The following is a 19,051-nucleotide window of genomic DNA, read 5'->3' as shown; positions in this document are numbered from 1 at the left end:
ATGTTAGAACTGTGCCAGAAAAACAGAAGATGTTGTAACATGCTGTTTTAGTGAAAGATATTGTTTTTTGCCCACATTGAGCAGTCTGTGAAGAAGGTACAAAACTGTAGAAAAATTCTACAAATTATACAACAATACCACAAAGTGTGCGGTAAGGCCGCTACACATGCGCGAAGCAGCAACAATTTTGCTTCTCCATACTTATAGTAGAAAGCAGCAGCGGCAGCCATGCTTTTAATTTGGGTTGCCGAAAAATCTTTACCTTTATACCATGAGTGAACCACGCAAAAAATTGTTTCTTCTAGATGCCATGGCGTTGATATACCGTGCGCATTTTGCCTTCAGCAAAAATCCACGTATCAACTCCAAAGGCATGAACACGGGCGCCGCCCTTGGCTTTACAAATACACTGGTAGAGGTGCTGCAAAAAGAGCAGCCAACCCATATTGGTGTCGCCTTTGATTCCGCGGCCAAAACCTTCCGCCACGATAGCTTCGCAGATTACAAAGCCAACCGGCAGGCGATGCCGGAAGATATCTCCATCGCCATTCCGTACTGCAAAAAGATAGTGGAGGCCTTTAATATTCCGGTGTTAATACTGGATGGGTATGAGGCTGACGACATTATCGGCACCATGTCCTGCAGAGCCGAAAAGGATGATTTCGACGTGTATATGATGACGCCGGACAAGGATTACTGCCAGCTCGTGACAGAGCACGTCTTCCTGTACAAGCCAGCTTTTCTGGGTAATGCGGTGGACGTATTAGATGTGCAGAAAGTGCTGGAGAAGTGGGAAATTGAGCGCGTGGAGCAGGTAATTGACATACTGGGCCTGCAGGGTGACGCTGTGGATAACATACCGGGTATACCGGGCATTGGTGAAAAAACAGCTAAGTCGCTGATAAAGCGCTTCGGCTCCGTGGAAAACCTGATTGCCAACGCCGGCCAGCTGAAGGGGAAGCAGAAAGAGAACGTGGTGAATTTTGCGGAGCAGGGCATGATGTCGAAAGAACTGGCCACCATCCACTGCAATGTGCCGCTGGACTTTGACCCGGAGGCGCTGCTGTACGACGGCCCGAATGAGGAGCAGATAACGGAATTATTCGCAGAATTGGAGTTTCGCCAACTGGCACAGCGCGTATTAGGGCAGAGTCTGGCGTCGGCTGTAACAGCACCTGCAGCTAAGCCAGGGCGCAAAGGCAAAGGCTCTGACCAGAGCCAGACCTCCCTGTTTGGTGCTGCAGCCGCATCAGAAGATACGGCAGTGGCAGAGGAAGAGCAGGCACCGGCTACCCTGCAAAGCATTAACACAACACTGCACGATTATCATCTCATCAATACACCAGCGCTGCGCCAAAGCTTGGTAAAGTACCTGCTGAAGCAGGATGAAATCTCTTTTGACACAGAGACAACAAGCGTGGACGCCATTACAGCCCGGCTCGTGGGCATGTCGTTCTGCTACCGCCCCGGCGAAGCCTACTATGTGCCAGTGCCAGCCAACGACCAGGAGGAGGCGAAGCGCATTGTGGCGGAGTTTAAGCCAGTGCTGGAGAACCCGAATATTAGCATGATTGGCCAGAACATCAAATATGATATCCTGGTGATGAAGAACTATGACGTGGAGGTGCAGGGGCCGATTTTTGACACCATGCTGGCGCACTACCTGCTGGAGCCCGAGATGCGCCACAACATGGATGTGCTGGCAGAGACTTACCTTCACTATACGCCGGTGCCTATCACAGACCTGATCGGACCGAAAGGAAAAAACCAGAAAACAATGGCCGACCTGGAGCCGGAGGAGATAAAGGACTATGCCTGCGAAGATGCCGACGTGACGCTGCAGCTAAAGTATTATTTTGAACCTTTGCTGCAGGAGCAGGGCCTGATAAAGCTGTTCCGGGATATAGAGACACCGCTGGTGCAGGTCATCGCCGACATTGAGAAGGAGGGCATCAGCATAGACTCTGACGCCTTGGCTGATATATCCATACAGCTGGAATCTGATATTACAGGTATAGAGAAGCGTATTTTTGAAATTGCCGGGGAGCAATTCAACATTGGCTCTCCGAAGCAGCTGGGCGAGATACTATTCGATAAGCTGGAGCTGCACGGAAACAAAAAAATCAAGAAAACAAAAACAGGACAGTATGCCACTGGTGAGGAGATCCTGTCCAAGATGGCCGGAGAGCACGAGATTGTGCGCCTGATACTGGAGCACCGTGAGTTGTCGAAGCTGAAATCTACTTACGTGGATGCGCTGCCGCAACTGGTGTGTGAGCTGGATGGCAGAGTACACACTTCTTTTAACCAAGCCGTAACCGCCACCGGCCGCCTCAGCTCTACTAACCCGAACCTGCAGAACATCCCGATCCGGACAGAGCGTGGCCGCGAGATACGCAAAGCCTTTGTGCCCCGCAACAACAAACACCTGATCATCTCTGCGGACTATTCGCAGATTGAGCTTCGCATTATGGCTGACTTTAGCGGTGACCCTACCATGAAAGAGGCTTTCAAAAATGGTATCGATGTACACTCCTCCACAGCTAGTAAGGTGTTCCACGTGCCACTGGAGCAGGTGGATGGGGAGATGCGCCGCAAAGCCAAAATGGTGAACTTCGGTATTATCTACGGCATCTCCGCTTTTGGCCTGGCCGAGCGCCTGGTTATTCCGCGCCGCGAAGCAGCCGATATTATCGATGCTTACTTCCAGGAGTTCCCGGCGATAAAAGAATACATGGACAGCACCATCGAGAAAGCCCGCGAACTGGAATATGCGGAGACTCTGCTGGGCCGCCGCCGCTACCTCCGCGACATCAACTCACGAAACCAGACGGTGCGTGCCTTTGCCGAGCGTAACGCCATAAACGCCCCTATCCAGGGAACAGCTGCTGACATTATTAAGATCGCGATGATCAATATTCAGGATTACCTGAAGCAGGAGAAACTGCAGACACGTATGATCCTACAGGTGCATGACGAACTCCTGTTCGACGCCCCGAAGGAAGAAGTAGACATTGTGACACCAAAAATTGTGGAGCTGATGACGAACGCACTGCCGCTGAGTGTGCCGATGGAAGTTGGCCTGGGCGTAGGAGAGAACTGGCTGGAAGCACATTAATTGTCTGAATCAGGATTCTTAGGATGAACAGGATGTATGAATTACATATTAAAATGCTAATATGGCTGAGGTGCGTCAAGGTACAGCCATCCTGTAAATTTATTTAATCCTGTAAATCCTGATTCAGACAAAAAAGGCACCTCAATCTGAGGTGCCTTTTCGATATCTACTCTAAACTTTAAAATTTTTATGGGAAGAGAACCGCTCTGTATTGTGATACATCCACAGTGGGTATGTTCGCGTTGTATTTAGCATTGATAGTTCTAATCATTTCATTTGTCAGGATAGCATAACCGCGGGGAGTTGGGTGTATACCATCTAGAGAAAATAAGTTGCCTGAAACGAACACAGGTGCATATGTTACCTGGTCAAGCATGAAGCCTCCCTTTATAGAGTCAAAAAAAGCATTGGCATCAAACAAAGCTAAAGAATGATCCGTGGCAACACTTCTGATTATCTCATTATATGCTGCTGTATGCTCTTCGATGCTTTGGAGTTCTGACTCATCCAGGAAGAACTTGTCAGGCAAAGGCTTTACAGAACCATATCCTCTTCCTGCAATCGAATCTAGTGCAGTTAAAAGCACAAGCTCAGTTGGTTTTATCGGGCGTAGTCCTGCAGGAGCAGCGGGGTCCCTTACTATTAAAGGATTCGCTCCCAACTGAAAACTGAAGCCTAATGCACCAGAACCGTAAGCAGCATTCAGCTGATCTACCTGCTCTTGTCTCTCTAACGCAAGTGCATTATAAGGTACAGTCGTAAAAAACGGAACTGCTGTCACATCCGCGATAGTCATTAAAACGCCTTCTGCTCCACCGGCAGTTAATCCATCGACAAGGGTATTGTATATGAACCCAAAAGTATTTCGGTCTGTCAGGTTGTCAAGGGGGCTTGTCGGTTCGCCACCGGATGTAGCATAGCCAAGCACGTCGTTATTACCCAACCATACTGAAAAAAATGTAGGCTGAGATTCTATCACTTCCTGCACATAAGTCTTCGTGCCCACCTCTGCTGGCTCCAGAAGGCGCTCAAAGTAAGGATTGATTGCTCCATACTGAGGAGATGCGCTTGCTAAAACAGAAATGCCAGGTATACCAAGGTTCTGAACAGGATCAGTGTATTTGGTAAGAGCAGCTCCCCCTGGCAGTGTAGTTCCCTGCCGAAAGGCCTGGCCAGGGACCGTAACAATGATAGGCCTTCCATTTTCAAATCTATCAATTGTCAGGTAACCAGTACCATTGGCCTCAGCTGTACCGAAAAGGGGCTGCACAAACTCCCCACCACCAGCTTGTTCCAACTGCATGGCGAGCAGAGCTGGATAGGAGGCTAGTTGCGCTTCCCGATATAAGCCTCTGTCCTGATAACCTGCAGTAAGAGAGTTACCAACGGCTACATACTTTGTCAGGTCCAGCTCACCTGCCGATGAATTTGGCGCATCAATCTCAGGGTCGCAACTGGTAAGCAGTATACCGGCAAAAAGCGCCAGCATACCAGATTTATATAAGTGTCTTTTCATGTTCTTTGGGAGAATTAAAATTTGAAATTCAAGCCGATACCCGGAATGTAGGCAACAGACTTATATGTACCAGCGATGCCGCCAGCCAAAGCACCGGTGTCCGTTCTCTCTTCTTTGTTGATGTAGAGGAAGGAAGCATCGATGCTGAAATTATCAGAGACAGCAAAGCCAATACCGGCAGAAAGGCCTAGTGCATTTGCGTCTGGTGTTTCCGGGGTAAGATAACCTTCCATAACAGGAGTGTTGTCGTAGTAGGCACCGCCGCGCAGTGCCACTGCGTCTGATAGTTTGTACTCAGCGCCTATACGGTAAATGTAAGCATCCTCGTAATTACGGGCGTTTTCAGAGAAATCAGCACCGTTTATCGCTGCAGTATAGTCGAAGCGAAGGCTCTCGTACGCGCTCCAGCCTACGCGGCTCACATCCACTGCAATCGTTAAGGCTTCAGTTGGCATAAAACCTAGGCCTAAAGTAAGGGTTGAAGGTAATGGAAGCTGGGCATCAAACTGAGTGCCAGCCGGGAAACGAGAGCTTATAGACTCGGCAACCGTGAAGGTAGCATCGCCACCCTCCACCTTCATATCCACTTTGGAGCGGTAGTTCAGACCCACAGAGAATTTTTCCGAAGGCTTGAAGAAAATGCCTGCGTTAAAGCCAACACCGCTTGCATCGCCATCGAGTTCTGCTCTGCCATACGCTCCCTGCTGGTTTTGCACCGGAATACTGCGCTGCAGGTTTACACCGCCAACTGCATATACAAAACCAACACCAACACCAATCTGATCTGTGATCTGGTAACTCAGCGTTGGCTGAATGAATATAGCCTGCAAGGAAAGCTCATTTAAGCCAAACCGGCCACTCCACTCATCCCCCCAGTTTACAGAAGAACCAAATGGCGTATAAATACCCAGGCCTGCCTTTAATTTGTCATTTATACCATATACACCATAAAGTTGGAAAGGAGTACCCAGTGGATTGTCTGTCATGGCTTCCACGCCGCCTGGCTCAGGAGCCCGGTAAGCTATTTTGGCAATAATGCCGGAGGCACCAACCGTCACACCATTCTCACGCAGGTAGCTCATGGCGCCCGGGTTAAAGAAGATGCTGGATGTTCCGGTTTGAATACCGGTGCCTGTGTGGCCCATGCCGATTTGCCGCTGGCTGGCCAGATTCACCTGGTAGCCCCCGGCCATGGCTGAGGCCGAGAGTAATGTGCCGCCTAATAAGGCTAAAAGTTTACTTTTCATGTAAGCGAAATGTTTTATGTAGGGTGATGATTCGTCTAAACAAATATATTGTTAATGCAGCTACTGGCAATACGTTTTTCAAATATTTTTCAATTTGAGTCGAAAAATAGGGAAACTCTTAGAAATCAGTGCAACAATAGGCTGATTTCTGGCTCCTAAAAGTAAAAAATCTGCAGAAAACTTATACGCAGCAATCGCCCTGTATTTGTTAATTCGCATGGTTTTCAGCACCTTCCTAAAATCTGCTTGCTGTTTTGATGGCTTGCCTGCTACAGGTAAAGTATAATTTTATCCTGCCATTTCGTCTATCTAATTCAGCTGTGTTACGTTTAGAAATCTTCGGAATCAGAAAAGAAGTTTATGTACGATGTGATTATTATTGGAGGCGGCCCGGCCGGACTGAATGCAGCGATGCTGCTGGGGCGCTCCAGGCGAAAAGTTATTGTGTTTGACGGCGGTAAGCCCCGGAACCGCTGGGCCAGGAGGATGAACGGTTTCCTGACCAGCGACGGCGCCAAACCAGGTGAGTTTATACAAAAAGGCAGAGAGGAACTGGTAAAATATGGCGTTGAACTGAAGGACCTGGAAGTAGCATCTGCCACTTATAGCAAAGGGCAGTTTGTGGTGAACGATGCAGATGGCACTGTTTACCACTCGCGCAAACTCCTGCTGGCCACTGGCTTGAAAGACATTCTGCCGGAGGTGGAGGGGCTGGAGGCCTTTTATGGCACAACGGTACATCACTGCCCCTACTGTGATGGCTGGGAAAGTCGGGATAAGGCCATTGCGGTGTATGGCAAAGACCGTAGTGGCATTGGGCAGGCGCTCGCCATGAAGAACTGGAGTGCTGATGTAACGCTCTTCACAGACGGCACAGACGAACTGCAACGCGCTGATCTTGAACTGCTGGAGGCAAACGAAGTGAAGGTGGAGAAAGAGAAAATTCAGCGTTTGGAGGGAGAGGACGGTAACCTGCAGCATATTGTGTTGCAAAACGGAGAGAAGCGTGCGCAGCAGGCGATGTTCTTTTCGGAGGGTACAAAGCAGCAGTCTAACCTGGGTGAAATGTTGGGCTGCGAATTTACAAGCGCAGGGGTAATCGTGACCCGCCGCCTGCAGCAGTCTAACATACCAGGCCTGTATGTGGCCGGAGATGCTGCCCGCGACGTGCAAATGGTAATAGTGGCGGCTGCAGAAGGTGCTAAAGCGGGTGTTGCCATCAACATGGAGCTACAGCAGGAAGACAGGAAGAAAGTGAATTAAAGCTGCTATACCCTGGAAGCAGAAAGCGCTACTTCTCTGGCACAGCTCCTGAAGTAGCGCTTTCGTTTTGTGGTACCGGCTGAAACAGATGTTCCCGCAGGCAATAACGGTAGCCGTGCACCAGCAGGTGCATTTTCAGGTTCTCTACGGCTATAGGCGCATTCTCCTCTACGTCACGCGTGTTGGAAAAACGTATCTGGCTGGCATCTATGATAGTCACCACGCCCGAGCCAAACACCTCCACCTGGTCTCCTTCTTTTATGATGATGCCAGTTTCTTCGCTCAACCCAATGCCCACATACTCCGGGTCGTGGGCTACGGCATGGGCCAGGCGGCCAAAACGGCCTCGCTCAGCAAAGTGCGAGTCGATGTATACGTTATGGATAAAAGAGCAGCCCCTGGTGGTTTTCATCTCACCCTTGATGAGCGAATAGTGCCCATAACCGTTGTAAATCATCCGGTCAGACATAATAGCTGCACCAGCGCTTGTGCCTGCTACAATAATATCTTCGGTGCGGTAGCGGTGGCGCATGATGTGGAGCAGCTCGGTGCCGTTCAGGAAATCAGCGAGCCGCACCTGGTCGCCTCCGGTAAAGAAGATAACGCTTGCACTGCCGATGCGCTGCAGGTTATCGGCTGTATCGGCGGGGTGGTCTTCGTCTATGTGCATAAAGCGCACATCGTGGCATCCAAGTTCCTCAAAAGCCTCTTTATAAGCGTTACCAGAATCTATGGCATCCAAAGCCTGGGGAGTAGCTGTGGCTATTACTTCTATATGTGAAGTTAATTCACATATATTGGACCGGATCAGCTTTATCAAACCTTCGTCATCTCCTCCCCCCAATGCAATCAGCCTTCCTTTCACTAGTTCCATAATTCGTCTACACTTAAGATAGGTACCTTATACTGTACATATTGCCGCCTGGTTGAGGGGAATCAGTATGTTCAGCTGATGTTACAGCACCTTGCTTTATAACATGCTAAGGAAGCAATAGTTCAGGCGAGAGCCGCGTCTCCCGCTCCGGCACCGTGCCATCCGGCAACTGCCACGGCCGCTGTCGCTCAAAAGGCATCATAAAGAGGTGCTTCGGCGACTGTTCCTTTGGGTTGCGGTAGGCCGGTACACCAATGGTAATCTCATCCTGCGGCACATTCAGGCGCAGCGACTGGTGCAGGCGGTCCCACCACGAGAAGATGACGGAGAAGTTGCTGTTTGTCTCCTGGGCCACAATAGAGTGGTGAATGCCGTGCATGCGTGGCGTAACCATTACCTTGCACAGTTGCCGCTCCACCTTGTAAGGCAGCCGCATGTTGGAATGATGAAAGGCAGTGCATCCTTCAAAAATAACTTCATAAAAAAGCACCAGTGGTGCAGGCACACCAAGCAGCGCTATGGCAGCACTCCGGTACGGCACAGAGGCAATGTTTTCCCCTATATGAAAACGCCAGGCAGAGGAAAGGTCCAGGTCCAGGTCGATGTGGTGCACATTGTGGAAGCGCCAGAGGGTGTCTGATTTATGCAGCAGTACGTGCCAGAGGTAGTTTGTGTAATCGAGCAGCAGAAACCCAGCCGTATAACGCACCCACTCCGGAAGCCCCAGCCACCTTAACAATCCAAACCTGTGTTTATTAGCCTGGCGTGCCGCGGCATACATGGCAGGTACCAGCAACAGCCGCAAGGCAGGCAATGCTGCTGCTGCCACACTGCTGTTTTCTAAAAGCCGCTCTGGCTTTGGGCGCGTACGCTTGCGCAACTCTCGCTTTGCCTCAAGCAAAAAAAGCGCTGCAGCGGCTACCCCTAACAAAGGCATGCCTATTTTATCAAACTTCGGGAACATGATTTTCATTCCCATTAGCTACAGCTAAAGCTGCTCATAAGTTACAGCAAACCCGCCTCTGAGCGACTAGTTTGCCGGAAAAAAAGAAGTGCAGCCGGAGCAGCCGGGGCGAAAAAAATGAAAGTTGTCCGCTAGCGAACAATTAGGTGTTCGGCACCGGACAGTTTATGCTATGGAATATACCGGGTTTATGATTGTAAAGTACTGAAAATCAATACATTAAAGGTGTTGGCACGTTTAATGTATTTGGACAATTAGAAATAAAAAAAATTATAGGGCATGCAAGCAACCTTTTAACCTAAGTCTCTATCTATTAGAGCAGAAAGATAAACAAATCGATAACATTTAAATCCCAAGACCATGAAAATTGTAATCCTTCTTTTCGCTTTCTCATTCGGGTTTAGTGCCAATGTAAAAAAGTCAGCAGACGACTTAAAAGCAATCTCTATCAGAAATGAGATAAAGCAAAACCAGAAAGAGCTAAAGAGATTCCAGCACCATCCTAACATGCTGCCGGAGGTAGAGGTTTTTGCTGAGATCTAATCTCTGCCACCACACAAACCACACAATTCGAAACATTTAAAAACGCTATAAAAAATACTACTATGAAAATTATCATTCTTCTTTTCGCCATTGTACTCGCATTCGGAGCAACAATAAAAAAATCAGCTTCCGACATGAAAGAAATAAGCACAAGACAAGTGCTGAATGAGTACAAGCATCATGGCAACCTCTTGCCAGTTGTGGAGATTACTGCCAAGCGCAGTTAGTTAATGAACCTATAACCAGAAAAAAAGAGTACCGTTTACCGCCATTAGTCAAAATACAACTATGAAAATCATTGTCCTTTTATTCGCTTTGCTCGTTGGTGTCTGCTTTGCCTGCAAAACCACCTTTGACCAGCGTGAGCTCTTAGCGCAAAGGCAGCAGTTGCTGGCCAATGCTGCTGTACAGGAATCCCCAACGCAACCTCAGGCTACAGCTACTATATAGCCTGAGGTTGCACAAGTAACTCCTCCTTTTTTACGAGAAACAGCCTGATGTTACAAAAGGTCATGTTTCAGCAATAAAATAATATGTTATAAGCTTCTGAGTGCTATTTGTAACAATCAATAGCGCAAATGCGCCTGAAATTCCTATGTTGCGTTATGCCTTTGTGATACCTTTTAAAACAGGAACACCTTCTCTAATTTTACACTGGCTTAAGGAGGAAAGTGCGCTTATTGTATTCAGTAGCAAACCTTTAAGGCGGTAGAAGAGAGAGAGGAGAAAGCCAGCAAGGATTGAAAAGTTTATGTAGTTATTTGTCTGCTTTAAGCAGGTGTTGCAAACACAGGGTATGTGGGCATTGCTGCTATAGCGCACCTACAAAGTTCAGCATCAAGACACAGACGTAAGTTTGTGATTTTAAAGCTAGCCGTAGCGTCTTTGCACTGAACAGAAAAACAGAAGACAGGCACAAGCAAAGCTTGTTTAAATAAAAATAAACAGAAGGAAGAAGAGCAATATCCCTTTATTGATTATCAACTTGAGATTGTTTGGTAGCAGGTAATACCTGGTTAAACCCGAGAAAGCTGTGGCTACCCCAACTGCAGCAAGAAATGAAACAACTTAAACAGCAACACGAAACCGTATGGTGTTTGCTGCCAGACAAAGCTCGACTTCTGAATGAAAGCCCGGACCCCACCGGGCTTTTTCTTTTTGCCTACAGGTTCTGTTTACAAGTTAAATTACCAGCGCTTTTTCGTTCGCAGGCAAGGCTAATTGTCCTGCTTTTTAAAGATGTCGAAGATGCCTGGCTTCTCTTCCTGCTTCTTCTTGTTGTTCTTATTGCCAAAAGGCCAGATGCTCTTCTTCTCTTTCTTCTCTTTTATGAGCACATAGCGCACCGAAATACCGGAAGAAAGCTGAATCCAGTCGTCGTGGTTGATGTGGAAAGCGGGCTTCACGTCAGCGGAGAGCAGGAAAGGCAGGCCATTCACCTTATATTCTACACCAAGAATCACATCGCCTCCTGTAAATACGCCCCTGTCTTTCAGGTTGCCGATGTGGGCACCTGCACCCAGATAATAATTAAAGCGCTTGCCCAGTAGCGGGAAGTGCCACTCATATAGTCCTGTTACACTATAATCGCGGGATCCTACAGTTGCAATGGCTTCCAGCGTGCCCTGCTCGTGTAGCTTCTGTTGCAGGGTTACGCCAAAGCGGTCGCTTTCAATGCGAACACCGGCTGCTGTTCTGTATTTCTGTGCCTCACTTGCAATATTTATCCCGCAGAGCAGGCATACTAGCAACAATAATCTTTTAAACATAAACCAAGGATGATTTTTAGCAGTGGCAGCAAATACCTTACCTGAAAAAACGGTTTCAGCATTGTTTTGTAAGGCATTTGCAACTGCTGTCAGTCTGCAAAAACCTCCTGTTTCTTTTATGGCTGAAATTCAGTAATTTACTATACCGTTATATGCACTTTAGCCGAACAAAACCATGGGAAAAAAATTAGCCTGGGCTCCTGCCGCGTTTGCAGTGTTGGCCCTGTTCGCTGGCTGCCATAAAAGCACCACCACCGAAAACCAGACAACGGAGCCAGTGATTTCTCTCCTGACAACGCAAAGATACTTTATTCCAGCAACGAAACAGGTGTTTACAATGCTTTTGAGGTGCCTGTAGCAGGAGGTGAGTCGCGCCAGCTTACCAACTCAACGTACAATTCGGTGTTTGTGATATCATACTTCCCGAAGTACTTCGACCTGTATGAAATGGACCTGCAAAGCTTAAGCCCGGAACCGGTGATGCAAAATGAGCAGGGTTTTGATGTCGCCGCAATATAAAGGAATTGAATTACCGCCATGCAAGACATAGACGAAATCACACAGGCGTTGTACCAGAGCGTTAGCTTTAAGAAGGGCACGCGACCAGACCTGCAGCGGCTTAAAACGCTGTTTTATGAAGGAGGCAAGCTAGCGAATTGTAATGGAAATCTGCCACAGGAGTTCTCGGTACAGCAGTTTATAGATGTTGTGGAAGGACGAATGAAGACCGGGAATTTAGTTTTCTTTCAGGAGCGGGAGGTCGCTTCAAGAACAGAAATATTCGGTAAAATAGCCCAGCGCTTTAGCACGTACGAGGCTTTCCTGGAGGAGGACGGAGCGGAGCCTGCTGCTACAGGCATCAATAGCATACAGTTTATACAGGTAGAAGGCTGCTGGTACGTCTACTCCATGGTCTGGAATGATCAGGCAGAGGGCAGGATAATACCAGCAAAATATTTTGAGCCTTAGTAATCGCCCCGAAAGCCGCGGTTCGACTTTTTCTCCGCCTGCCGTTTCTTGCCTTCAAGGCGCCTTCTGACACTAGCCCGGGAAGGCTTTGTGGCTTTGCGCTTCTTCTGTTTGGTGAGGGCCTGGCGCAGCAGTTCATAAAAGCGATTGATGCAGGTTTCTTTGTTTCGCAGCTGCGTGCGTTCGGTCTGGCAGGTCAACTGCAGATAACCTTCGTTGTTAATGCGGTTGGCCAGCTTTTCCTGTATCAGCGCCTTTTCCTCCTCCGTTAATAGTTCAGATTGCTGCACATCGAACCGCAGTTCTATTTTAGTGGCTACTTTATTTACATTCTGCCCCCCGGCACCCCCGCTTCTGGATGCCTGAAACTGTAGCTCTCTTTCTAAATCTCTTGTTTGTAAGTCAGTCATATTACATAAGGATACTGAAAAAATCTTTGTTCTGATGCGTCTTAACAAACACAGTTGTGTGTACAGAGAAATATCACCATCATACCATCAAAAAACACCACTAAATAAAGCTCATGGTAAACTTTCCATAGAAATAAAGAAGCAGGATTTCCGCCCTCTGCGACGCTCGAAGTGTGTAGGCCTTTGTTTCCATATCATCTTTTAGAATATAGCCGTAGTATGAGGTAGACATTGCGTCATGTTCTATACACGCACTAGTATAACCACATACTATGAAAGACAAACTAATTGGCCACAAGGTATGGGCCATTGCAGAGGGCTACATCCCATCCTATGGCAACGGGCCCGAACCAGAATTCACCAGCCACGAAACTGCCTGCATTCTAAACACTTCTGATCAAGATGCCCATGTCAAAATCTGGGTATATTTCAGCGATCGTGATCCGGTGGGACCATACGAAGAAACAGTACCCTCCAGACGTACCAAACACATCCGCTTTAACGACCTCAAAGACCCGCAGCCAATGCCGACAGACACCGACTATGCCAGCGTAATAGAGTCGGACATACCGGTGGTGGTGCAGCATACCCGCCTTGATTCACGTCAGGCAGAGAACGCACTGCTCAGCACCATGGCTTTTCCTGTAAATACATTCTAAGAAACATATATAATGAGAGAAAAAGACCTTTGGTACAAATCGGGCGTATGGTATGCCCTTGATGTGGAGACATTCCAGGACTCAGACGGAGACGGCACCGGAGACTTTCAGGGGCTCATCAGCCGGTTGGATTACCTGGCGACGCTGGGCGTTACATGTATATGGCTTTTGCCGTTCTACCCAAGCCCGGGCAGGGACAATGGCTATGATGTGATGGACTATTATAACGTAGATGAGCGGCTGGGTACTTTAGGTGATTTTACTGCCTTTGTCCGGGAAGCGAAAGAGCGCGGCATGCGGGTGGTCGTGGACCTGGTAGTGAACCATACCTCTGAGGAGCACCCCTGGTTTCAGGAGGCCAGAAGAGATAAAAACTCTAAATACTATAACTACTATATCTGGCGAAAGGAAAAGCCGGAGGAGTCGCATGCAGCGCCTATGTTTGGCGGTGAAGAGGACGACATTTGGTCTTATGATGAGGTAGCGAAAGAGTATTACCTGCACCGGTTTTACAGCCACCAGCCTGACCTGAAAATTATGAACCCGGAAGTTCATAAAGAGATTTTTAATATCATGGGCTTCTGGCTGGCGCTGGGAGTGGCAGGCTTTAGAATAGACGCTGCACACATACTGGTGCAAACCGACAGTGAGGAAGACACAGAAGATTTCTACGAACTGCTCGACGATATGCGCGCTTTCATAAACACGCACAGCGAAAACGGTATTCTGCTTGCCGAGGCCACAGGACCTCCCGAGATAATAGGCAACTTCTTTCAGGATGACCATCGCATGCACATAGCCTTCAACTTCCTGATGAACCAACACGTGTTTCATGCGATGGCCTTGCAGGAAGCCGCCCCGCTTAAGAAAGGGTTTGACCTGTTGCCTTCTAAACCAGAAACCTGCACCTGGCTCAATTTTCTGAGGCACCACGATGAGCTAACGCTGGTAGACCTGGAGAAAGACGAGATACAGGAAACCTTCGATGCCTTCGCCCCTGAAAAAGACATGCAAATCTTCGGCCACGGCATCCGCCGCAGGCTGGCTTCTATGTTGGAGAATGACAGGCAGCGCATTGAGCTTTGCTATAGCCTGATGTTCAGCCTGCCCGGTACACCGCTCATACAGTATGGCGCTGAAATAGGCATGGGCGATGACTTGTCGTTGCCCGGCCGCATAAGTGTGCGTACGGCAATGCAGTGGTCTTCCACCTCCGTAAACGGAGGCTTTTCCACCGCTCCCTCTCAAAACCTCGTACGTCCTGTTATCAGTGAGGGGACCTATGGCTATAAGCAAGTGTCGGTTATGAAACAACAGCGGGATACCTCCTCGCTGCTCAACTGGATGGAGCGCATTATCAGAATCCGCAGACAAAGCCATGAGATCGGGAAAGGAGAATGGCGCGTTCTGGATACAGGCAACAAAGCAGTTTTTGCACATAGTTGTACGCTTCCCTCTGTTTCCACCATCGTAGCTTTCCATAACCTGGGCAAGGAGGCCGTTTCGCTTGGTATACCTGATATTTTCAGCAAAGCATCTGAAACGCTGGAGCTTTTGAGTGACCAGGCTTACAGCCATCCCGTTTCAAATGAAAACGTGCTGGAGTTGGGGACTTATGGTTACCGGTGGTTCAGGCTGACGCCAGGTGTACAGGAGGGTGGAGAGCAGTAGCGCGTGCCTCGTATAGATAAAAGATAAAAACCATAGGCGATGGCTACAGGTATATAACCGATCCAGAAAAGCCACAGCACACAAGAGAAAACGAACGGTAAAGCAAAATTTATGATAAAGATAGGATACCAGGCATCGCATGAGCAATTCAAGCCCAGCGCTTTGCTAAAATATGCCCAGCGGGCGGAGCAGGCGGGTTTCCAGAGTTGTAATTCTTCTGATCATTTTCACCCCTGGAGCCATGAGCAGGGCGAAAGCGGCTTTGCATGGTCGTGGCTGGGCGCAGCGCTGCAGGCGACAAACCTTACCTTCAGCGTAGTAAATGCCCCCGGCCAACGCTACCATCCAGCCATTATCGCTCAGGCAGCAGCCACGCTGGCCGAAATGTTCCCCAACCGCTTCGATATTGCGCTGGGTACCGGGCAGAACCTGAACGAGCATATTACGGGTACTGTGTGGCCTGTAAAACGAGACCGCAACACGCGTCTGAAAGAGTGTGTCGATATTATCCGGGCTCTCTGGGCCGGTGAGACCGTCACGCATCACGGGCTTGTAACAGTAGAGGATGCCACACTTTTCACACGCCCTGCCACGCCTCCAAACATTTTAGGAGCAGCTATAACACCGGAAACGGCTGAGTGGGTAGGAGGCTGGGCCGATGCCCTCTTGACCACCGCCCGTCCGCCTAAAGAGTTGAAAAAGATGGTAGATGCTTTCCATAGGGGTGGCGGAGAAGGAAAGCCGATGAACCTGAAAGTAGAAGTCTCGTTTGCTGATTCGGAGGAAGAAGCCGTGCAGGGGGCTTATGAGCAGTGGCGCTCTAACATATTTACCAGCAGCGTTCTCACAGAACTGCGTACGGCCAAACAGCTGCAGGAAGCAGCACAGGTGGTCAAAAAAGACATTATGAAAGAGCATGTGCTCATTTCTACCGAGCCGGGGCAGTACCAGGAGTGGTTGCAGCAATACATTGATCTAGGCTTTACACAGCTTATCCTGCACAACGTAAACCTACAGCAGGAGCATTTTATAGATTTATTTGGGGAGAAGGTGCTGCCCCAACTGGCGCGTTAGCCAGGGTACAGGCAGCGGGTAAAAAAAAGAAAGATATGAAATGGTCACTTAACCTTGGGCGGATTGCCGGCATAAAAATACTCGTACACTGGACATTTGCGCTGCTGCTGGGCTGGGTGGCATTTACCGAAGCTCAGCGCGGGAGCGACCTTCCTACTACATTGCTGGCTATTGGGTTCATTCTTGCCGTGTTCTTCTGCGTGGTGCTGCACGAGTTAGGGCATGCGCTGACGGCGCGGCGCTACGGCATTAACACAAAGATGATTACGCTGCTGCCTATTGGTGGCGTGGCCAGTCTGGAACGGATGCCACAGGACCCAAAGAAGGAATTGACGATTGCCGTAGCCGGACCTGCTGTAAACGTGGTTATTGCGTTCATTCTTTGGCTGGTGCTGCCCTCCCTGGGCAATTCGTTTTCAGAAGAGTTCTTTTTGCGCATCACGCCTGCTAACTTTTTTTACCTGCTGCTTTTCGTGAATGTGGTGCTGGTGGTGTTCAATGCCATTCCTGCCTTCCCGATGGATGGTGGGCGGGTACTCCGGGCGTTGCTGGCTTTTAAGTTAGGCCGGGTACGCGCCACACAAATTGCAGCCAATTTAGGACAGTTTTTAGCCATCGCTTTTGTCTTTATCGGCTTCATGTACAATCCTTTCCTGATTCTGATTGGCGCTTTCGTGTTTTTCGGGGCTTACTCAGAAAACATCCTCGTGCAGCACCTCGATTACCTGCGTGGCCACAGCGTGCGCGAAGGCATGATGACGAATTTTGTGACCCTGGCTCCAACCGAAACGGTACGGGAAGCTTTAAACAAGTTACTGATGGGCTCTGAGCATGAGTTCGTGGTAGAGGAGGCAGGAGCCGTAGTAGGCACCCTCACCCGCTCCCAGTTAATACAGGCCGTAAAGGAAGAGCAAATGCAGCTACCGGTTGTGGAGATAATGACTGCAGATGTGAAAACATTCAACGTGCAGGACAAACTCTCGGATGCCTATACAGAACTTCAGAAAACCCGTGTGCCCCTTTACCCTGTGCTGGAAAACGGCCGCCTCGCCGGTGTCATCAACACCGACAACATCAATGAGTTCATCATGATAAAATCAGCCCTGACGCATTAAAGTTGATTGCTGATTTTCAACTGATAGTTGCTGGCTTTGCTTTAAACTTGGTGTTAGGCATTTAATGGCACATCAGTTTCTGGCTTCTGTTCAGCTTATCAATGACTATTATGCCTGAATTACCAGTTTATGCCCAATAACCTGGTAATTTTGTTATATGATCATTCATTTTTCTGCTTTATAATATCGGCTAATCCGTCTAAATTTTCTTTTAGTTGCCAAGCTCTATCTATGTACAGATGAACATCAGAATCTAAAAGGTTATTTTTCTCTAACACAGTTTCGTCAATTAAGTCAGTAAAAAGGGCATATATATTGTGCGTGATATAATTTCGCTGTTTCGAAATTTCCCTGAGAGCAATAATTGTATTTTTATCAAGCAAATTGTTTATTTTCGCTATGTCTAAAAGAGAGCCGAGAGTGGCTTTTTTATAATTTCCTGTAATTTTATTCCGCTTTAGAAATAGAATTAACTCTGCTTCTAATCTCCCAGAAGCCAAAGCGACTCTACCTAGCTCAGATGTAAATTCCTCAGATTCCACAAGCAAATCATAAAATTTTATTCCTTCTGTCGGTTTGCCTTTATACATCATGATTTTTTTTACCATTTAGGGTCCTACAAATGCTCAAGTTCTGAAGGTGTAGTGACAAGATGAGCTGAATCATTAAGATTGAGAACAAAATCCTCAGCTCCTTTTAGGCGAATTTTATGTGTTTGTTCTCCATTAAAGATATATAACCCTTCCTCAATTGGTCCTTCATTTTCTAAGCAAATTGCTTTTGCTGACATGGCGTTTACTTTAAGAGTCCCAATCCTATTAAATCCTTCTTCATCTGTATATTGAAAAAGGGTTAATACTTGGTCACTGTTGTCATTGTTTTTGATTATTAAATCAACAGGAGATGAGGCACCGAAACAATAAAATGGTGATTCCACTCCGTTGCACTTCATTAGAAGTACTGGGATTAGAATCCATATTGCTTTTGGAAGAAACCTCATTATTCTATTTTGATTACTAATGGTAACGGTCTTGGACAGGCTATGGACGAGGCGTAGCCGTGACTAAAGCCTTTGCTGGGTTAGCACACTTAGTTCTACCCCACATAGTCCATTTTTTTAAGCTGTAGTACTCCGTTTTCAAATGTGAAAACGTGTATGGTTGCTGACTCGGCACAGCCAATATCTTCATCCACTAAAAAGCTATTCCTTGACAATAAGCTAACTTCACTCGAATTGTTGTCTACAGAGAGTATGAGTAAATCAGGACATTCTTCGTTATCAGGTTTGAACTCTTTCGGTGCAGAGCCAAAGGAATACTTTTTATCAAAGCTCCCGTTTGCCTTTAGTGAATCCATATCAATGGACTTAAGAAAGTCTATTAAATCTTTCTTTGTGAGTTGAGGAAAGTTCAACCGCTGTTCTGCAGTCATTTGGTTCGGTTGTGCTGATATGTAAGCTTCAACTTGGCTAATGAACTGCTCGACTTGACTGTAGTCGCCACTCTCAACCTTTTGTTGCAAGTAAATCAATTCCCCAAGTACGTATTTTTGTTCTTCTAAACTTGTCTGGGCTTTCGAGACATTACCTAAGCTTTCTGACTGAACTACTGTATCAGAAGGACTTTCATTTGCTTGGGTATCATTGGGATCATTAGCACATCCAATGCTCAAAACAATGAATGGTATCAGCAAACTTCCTTTTTTCATTATGAATTTCTATGTATGCTAACGGCAGTTTGTCTAAAAACCTCCGTCTGTTTTTTAGTTAAATATAGCAATTTGGAAATATACTGTACTAGATGCAGCGCCTTTTATTCGTTGGCCAAAGCTTCGCCAACATGTCCCAAACATGGCTTTCA

General features: G+C 47.7%; 20 protein-coding genes. 11 read left to right on the top strand and 9 right to left on the bottom strand.

Annotation, left to right across the window (positions count from 1 at the left end):
* The first annotated feature begins 271 nt into the window (after positions 1 to 271).
* Entirely contained in the window at positions 272 to 3,118 is a 2,847-nt protein-coding gene (polA, locus tag E1919_RS24570; RefSeq protein ID WP_162056065.1) for a DNA polymerase I, read from the top strand.
* Between the two features lie 187 nt (positions 3,119 to 3,305).
* Here the strand turns inward: polA and E1919_RS24565 are convergent, their stop codons facing one another.
* Together E1919_RS24565 and E1919_RS24560 are read right to left on the bottom strand one after the other, a co-directional pair.
* Positions 3,306 to 4,634 (bottom strand): SGNH/GDSL hydrolase family protein, encoded by a 1,329-nt coding sequence (locus E1919_RS24565; protein WP_162056064.1) that lies wholly within the window; start codon positions 4,632 to 4,634, stop codon positions 3,306 to 3,308.
* 14 nt (positions 4,635 to 4,648) lie between these two features.
* Positions 4,649 to 5,881: an OmpP1/FadL family transporter gene (locus tag E1919_RS24560; protein ID WP_162056063.1), complete on the bottom strand. Its 1,233-nt coding sequence runs from the start codon at positions 5,879 to 5,881 to the stop codon at positions 4,649 to 4,651.
* A 360-nt stretch (positions 5,882 to 6,241) separates the two neighbouring features.
* On the opposite strand from E1919_RS24560, the gene E1919_RS24555 reads away from it, so the two are divergent.
* A complete protein-coding gene (locus E1919_RS24555) occupies positions 6,242 to 7,144 on the top strand; it encodes an NAD(P)/FAD-dependent oxidoreductase (protein WP_162056062.1) in 903 nt (300 codons plus the stop codon).
* A 28-nt stretch (positions 7,145 to 7,172) separates the two neighbouring features.
* Here E1919_RS24555 and E1919_RS24550 read toward each other — a convergent pair whose 3' ends face one another.
* Together E1919_RS24550 and E1919_RS24545 are read right to left on the bottom strand one after the other, a co-directional pair.
* A complete protein-coding gene (locus E1919_RS24550) occupies positions 7,173 to 8,018 on the bottom strand; it encodes a cyanophycinase (protein ID WP_162056061.1) in 846 nt (281 codons plus the stop codon).
* 106 nt (positions 8,019 to 8,124) lie between these two features.
* Positions 8,125 to 8,997: a sterol desaturase family protein gene (locus E1919_RS24545; protein WP_162056060.1), complete on the bottom strand. Its 873-nt coding sequence runs from the start codon at positions 8,995 to 8,997 to the stop codon at positions 8,125 to 8,127.
* Positions 8,998 to 9,342: 345 nt separating this feature from the next.
* Here E1919_RS24545 and E1919_RS24540 point away from each other — a divergent pair, with 345 nt between their 5' ends.
* The 3 genes from E1919_RS24540 to E1919_RS24530 all read left to right on the top strand — a co-directional run bounded on the left by E1919_RS24540 (position 9,343) and on the right by E1919_RS24530 (position 9,975).
* Complete coding sequence (locus E1919_RS24540; protein WP_162056059.1) at positions 9,343 to 9,525, top strand: hypothetical protein; 183 nt, start codon at positions 9,343 to 9,345, stop codon at positions 9,523 to 9,525.
* A 62-nt stretch (positions 9,526 to 9,587) separates the two neighbouring features.
* Positions 9,588 to 9,752, top strand: a complete 165-nt coding sequence (locus tag E1919_RS24535; RefSeq protein ID WP_162056058.1) for a hypothetical protein — start codon at positions 9,588 to 9,590, stop codon at positions 9,750 to 9,752.
* A 61-nt stretch (positions 9,753 to 9,813) separates the two neighbouring features.
* Complete coding sequence (locus E1919_RS24530; RefSeq protein ID WP_162056057.1) at positions 9,814 to 9,975, top strand: hypothetical protein; 162 nt, start codon at positions 9,814 to 9,816, stop codon at positions 9,973 to 9,975.
* A gap of 767 nt (positions 9,976 to 10,742) precedes the next feature.
* Here E1919_RS24530 and E1919_RS24525 read toward each other — a convergent pair.
* Positions 10,743 to 11,294, bottom strand: coding sequence for a hypothetical protein (locus E1919_RS24525; protein ID WP_162056056.1), 552 nt, complete (start codon positions 11,292 to 11,294; stop codon positions 10,743 to 10,745).
* A gap of 348 nt (positions 11,295 to 11,642) precedes the next feature.
* On the opposite strand from E1919_RS24525, the gene E1919_RS24520 reads away from it, so the two are divergent.
* A complete protein-coding gene (locus E1919_RS24520) occupies positions 11,643 to 11,813 on the top strand; it encodes a hypothetical protein (RefSeq protein WP_162056055.1) in 171 nt (56 codons plus the stop codon).
* 18 nt (positions 11,814 to 11,831) lie between these two features.
* Positions 11,832 to 12,263 carry a hypothetical protein gene (locus E1919_RS24515; RefSeq protein WP_162056054.1) on the top strand — a complete coding sequence of 144 codons (432 nt, stop codon included), beginning with the start codon at positions 11,832 to 11,834 and terminating at the stop codon, positions 12,261 to 12,263.
* Here the strand turns inward: E1919_RS24515 and arfB are convergent.
* Complete coding sequence (gene arfB / locus E1919_RS24510; RefSeq protein WP_162056053.1) at positions 12,260 to 12,673, bottom strand: alternative ribosome rescue aminoacyl-tRNA hydrolase ArfB; 414 nt, start codon at positions 12,671 to 12,673, stop codon at positions 12,260 to 12,262. The two genes, E1919_RS24515 and arfB, sit on opposite strands and share 4 nt — an antisense overlap.
* 272 nt (positions 12,674 to 12,945) lie before the next feature.
* Between arfB and E1919_RS24505 the strand changes: the two genes are divergently transcribed.
* The 4 genes from E1919_RS24505 (at position 12,946) to E1919_RS24490 (ending at position 17,192) form a co-directional block, all read left to right on the top strand.
* Complete coding sequence (locus E1919_RS24505) at positions 12,946 to 13,332, top strand: sensory rhodopsin transducer (RefSeq protein ID WP_162056052.1); 387 nt, start codon at positions 12,946 to 12,948, stop codon at positions 13,330 to 13,332.
* A gap of 12 nt (positions 13,333 to 13,344) precedes the next feature.
* Positions 13,345 to 15,003 carry an alpha-amylase family protein gene (locus E1919_RS24500; protein WP_162056051.1) on the top strand — a complete coding sequence of 553 codons (1,659 nt, stop codon included), beginning with the start codon at positions 13,345 to 13,347 and terminating at the stop codon, positions 15,001 to 15,003.
* A gap of 111 nt (positions 15,004 to 15,114) precedes the next feature.
* The gene (locus tag E1919_RS24495) at positions 15,115 to 16,077 is read left to right on the top strand and encodes a TIGR03885 family FMN-dependent LLM class oxidoreductase (RefSeq protein ID WP_162056050.1); all 963 of its coding nucleotides are present in this window, start codon (positions 15,115 to 15,117) and stop codon (positions 16,075 to 16,077) included.
* A gap of 35 nt (positions 16,078 to 16,112) precedes the next feature.
* Positions 16,113 to 17,192, top strand: a complete 1,080-nt coding sequence (locus E1919_RS24490; protein WP_162056049.1) for a site-2 protease family protein — start codon at positions 16,113 to 16,115, stop codon at positions 17,190 to 17,192.
* Positions 17,193 to 17,353: 161 nt separating this feature from the next.
* On the opposite strand, the gene E1919_RS24485 is transcribed toward E1919_RS24490, so the two are convergent.
* The 3 genes from E1919_RS24485 to E1919_RS24475 form a co-directional block, all read right to left on the bottom strand.
* A complete protein-coding gene (locus E1919_RS24485) occupies positions 17,354 to 17,800 on the bottom strand; it encodes a hypothetical protein (protein WP_162056048.1) in 447 nt (148 codons plus the stop codon).
* Between the two features lie 8 nt (positions 17,801 to 17,808).
* Complete coding sequence (locus E1919_RS24480) at positions 17,809 to 18,129, bottom strand: hypothetical protein (protein WP_162056047.1); 321 nt, start codon at positions 18,127 to 18,129, stop codon at positions 17,809 to 17,811.
* Positions 18,130 to 18,287: 158 nt separating this feature from the next.
* Positions 18,288 to 18,899, bottom strand: coding sequence for a hypothetical protein (locus E1919_RS24475; protein WP_162056046.1), 612 nt, complete (start codon positions 18,897 to 18,899; stop codon positions 18,288 to 18,290).
* Positions 18,900 to 19,051: the final 152 nt, after the last annotated feature.

Source organism: Pontibacter pamirensis (genome assembly GCF_010015475.1).
Classification (GTDB): domain Bacteria; phylum Bacteroidota; class Bacteroidia; order Cytophagales; family Hymenobacteraceae; genus Pontibacter; species Pontibacter pamirensis.
The sequence above is the reverse complement of the archived record's forward strand: the minus strand, read 5'-3'. Positions and strand labels throughout refer to the sequence as shown.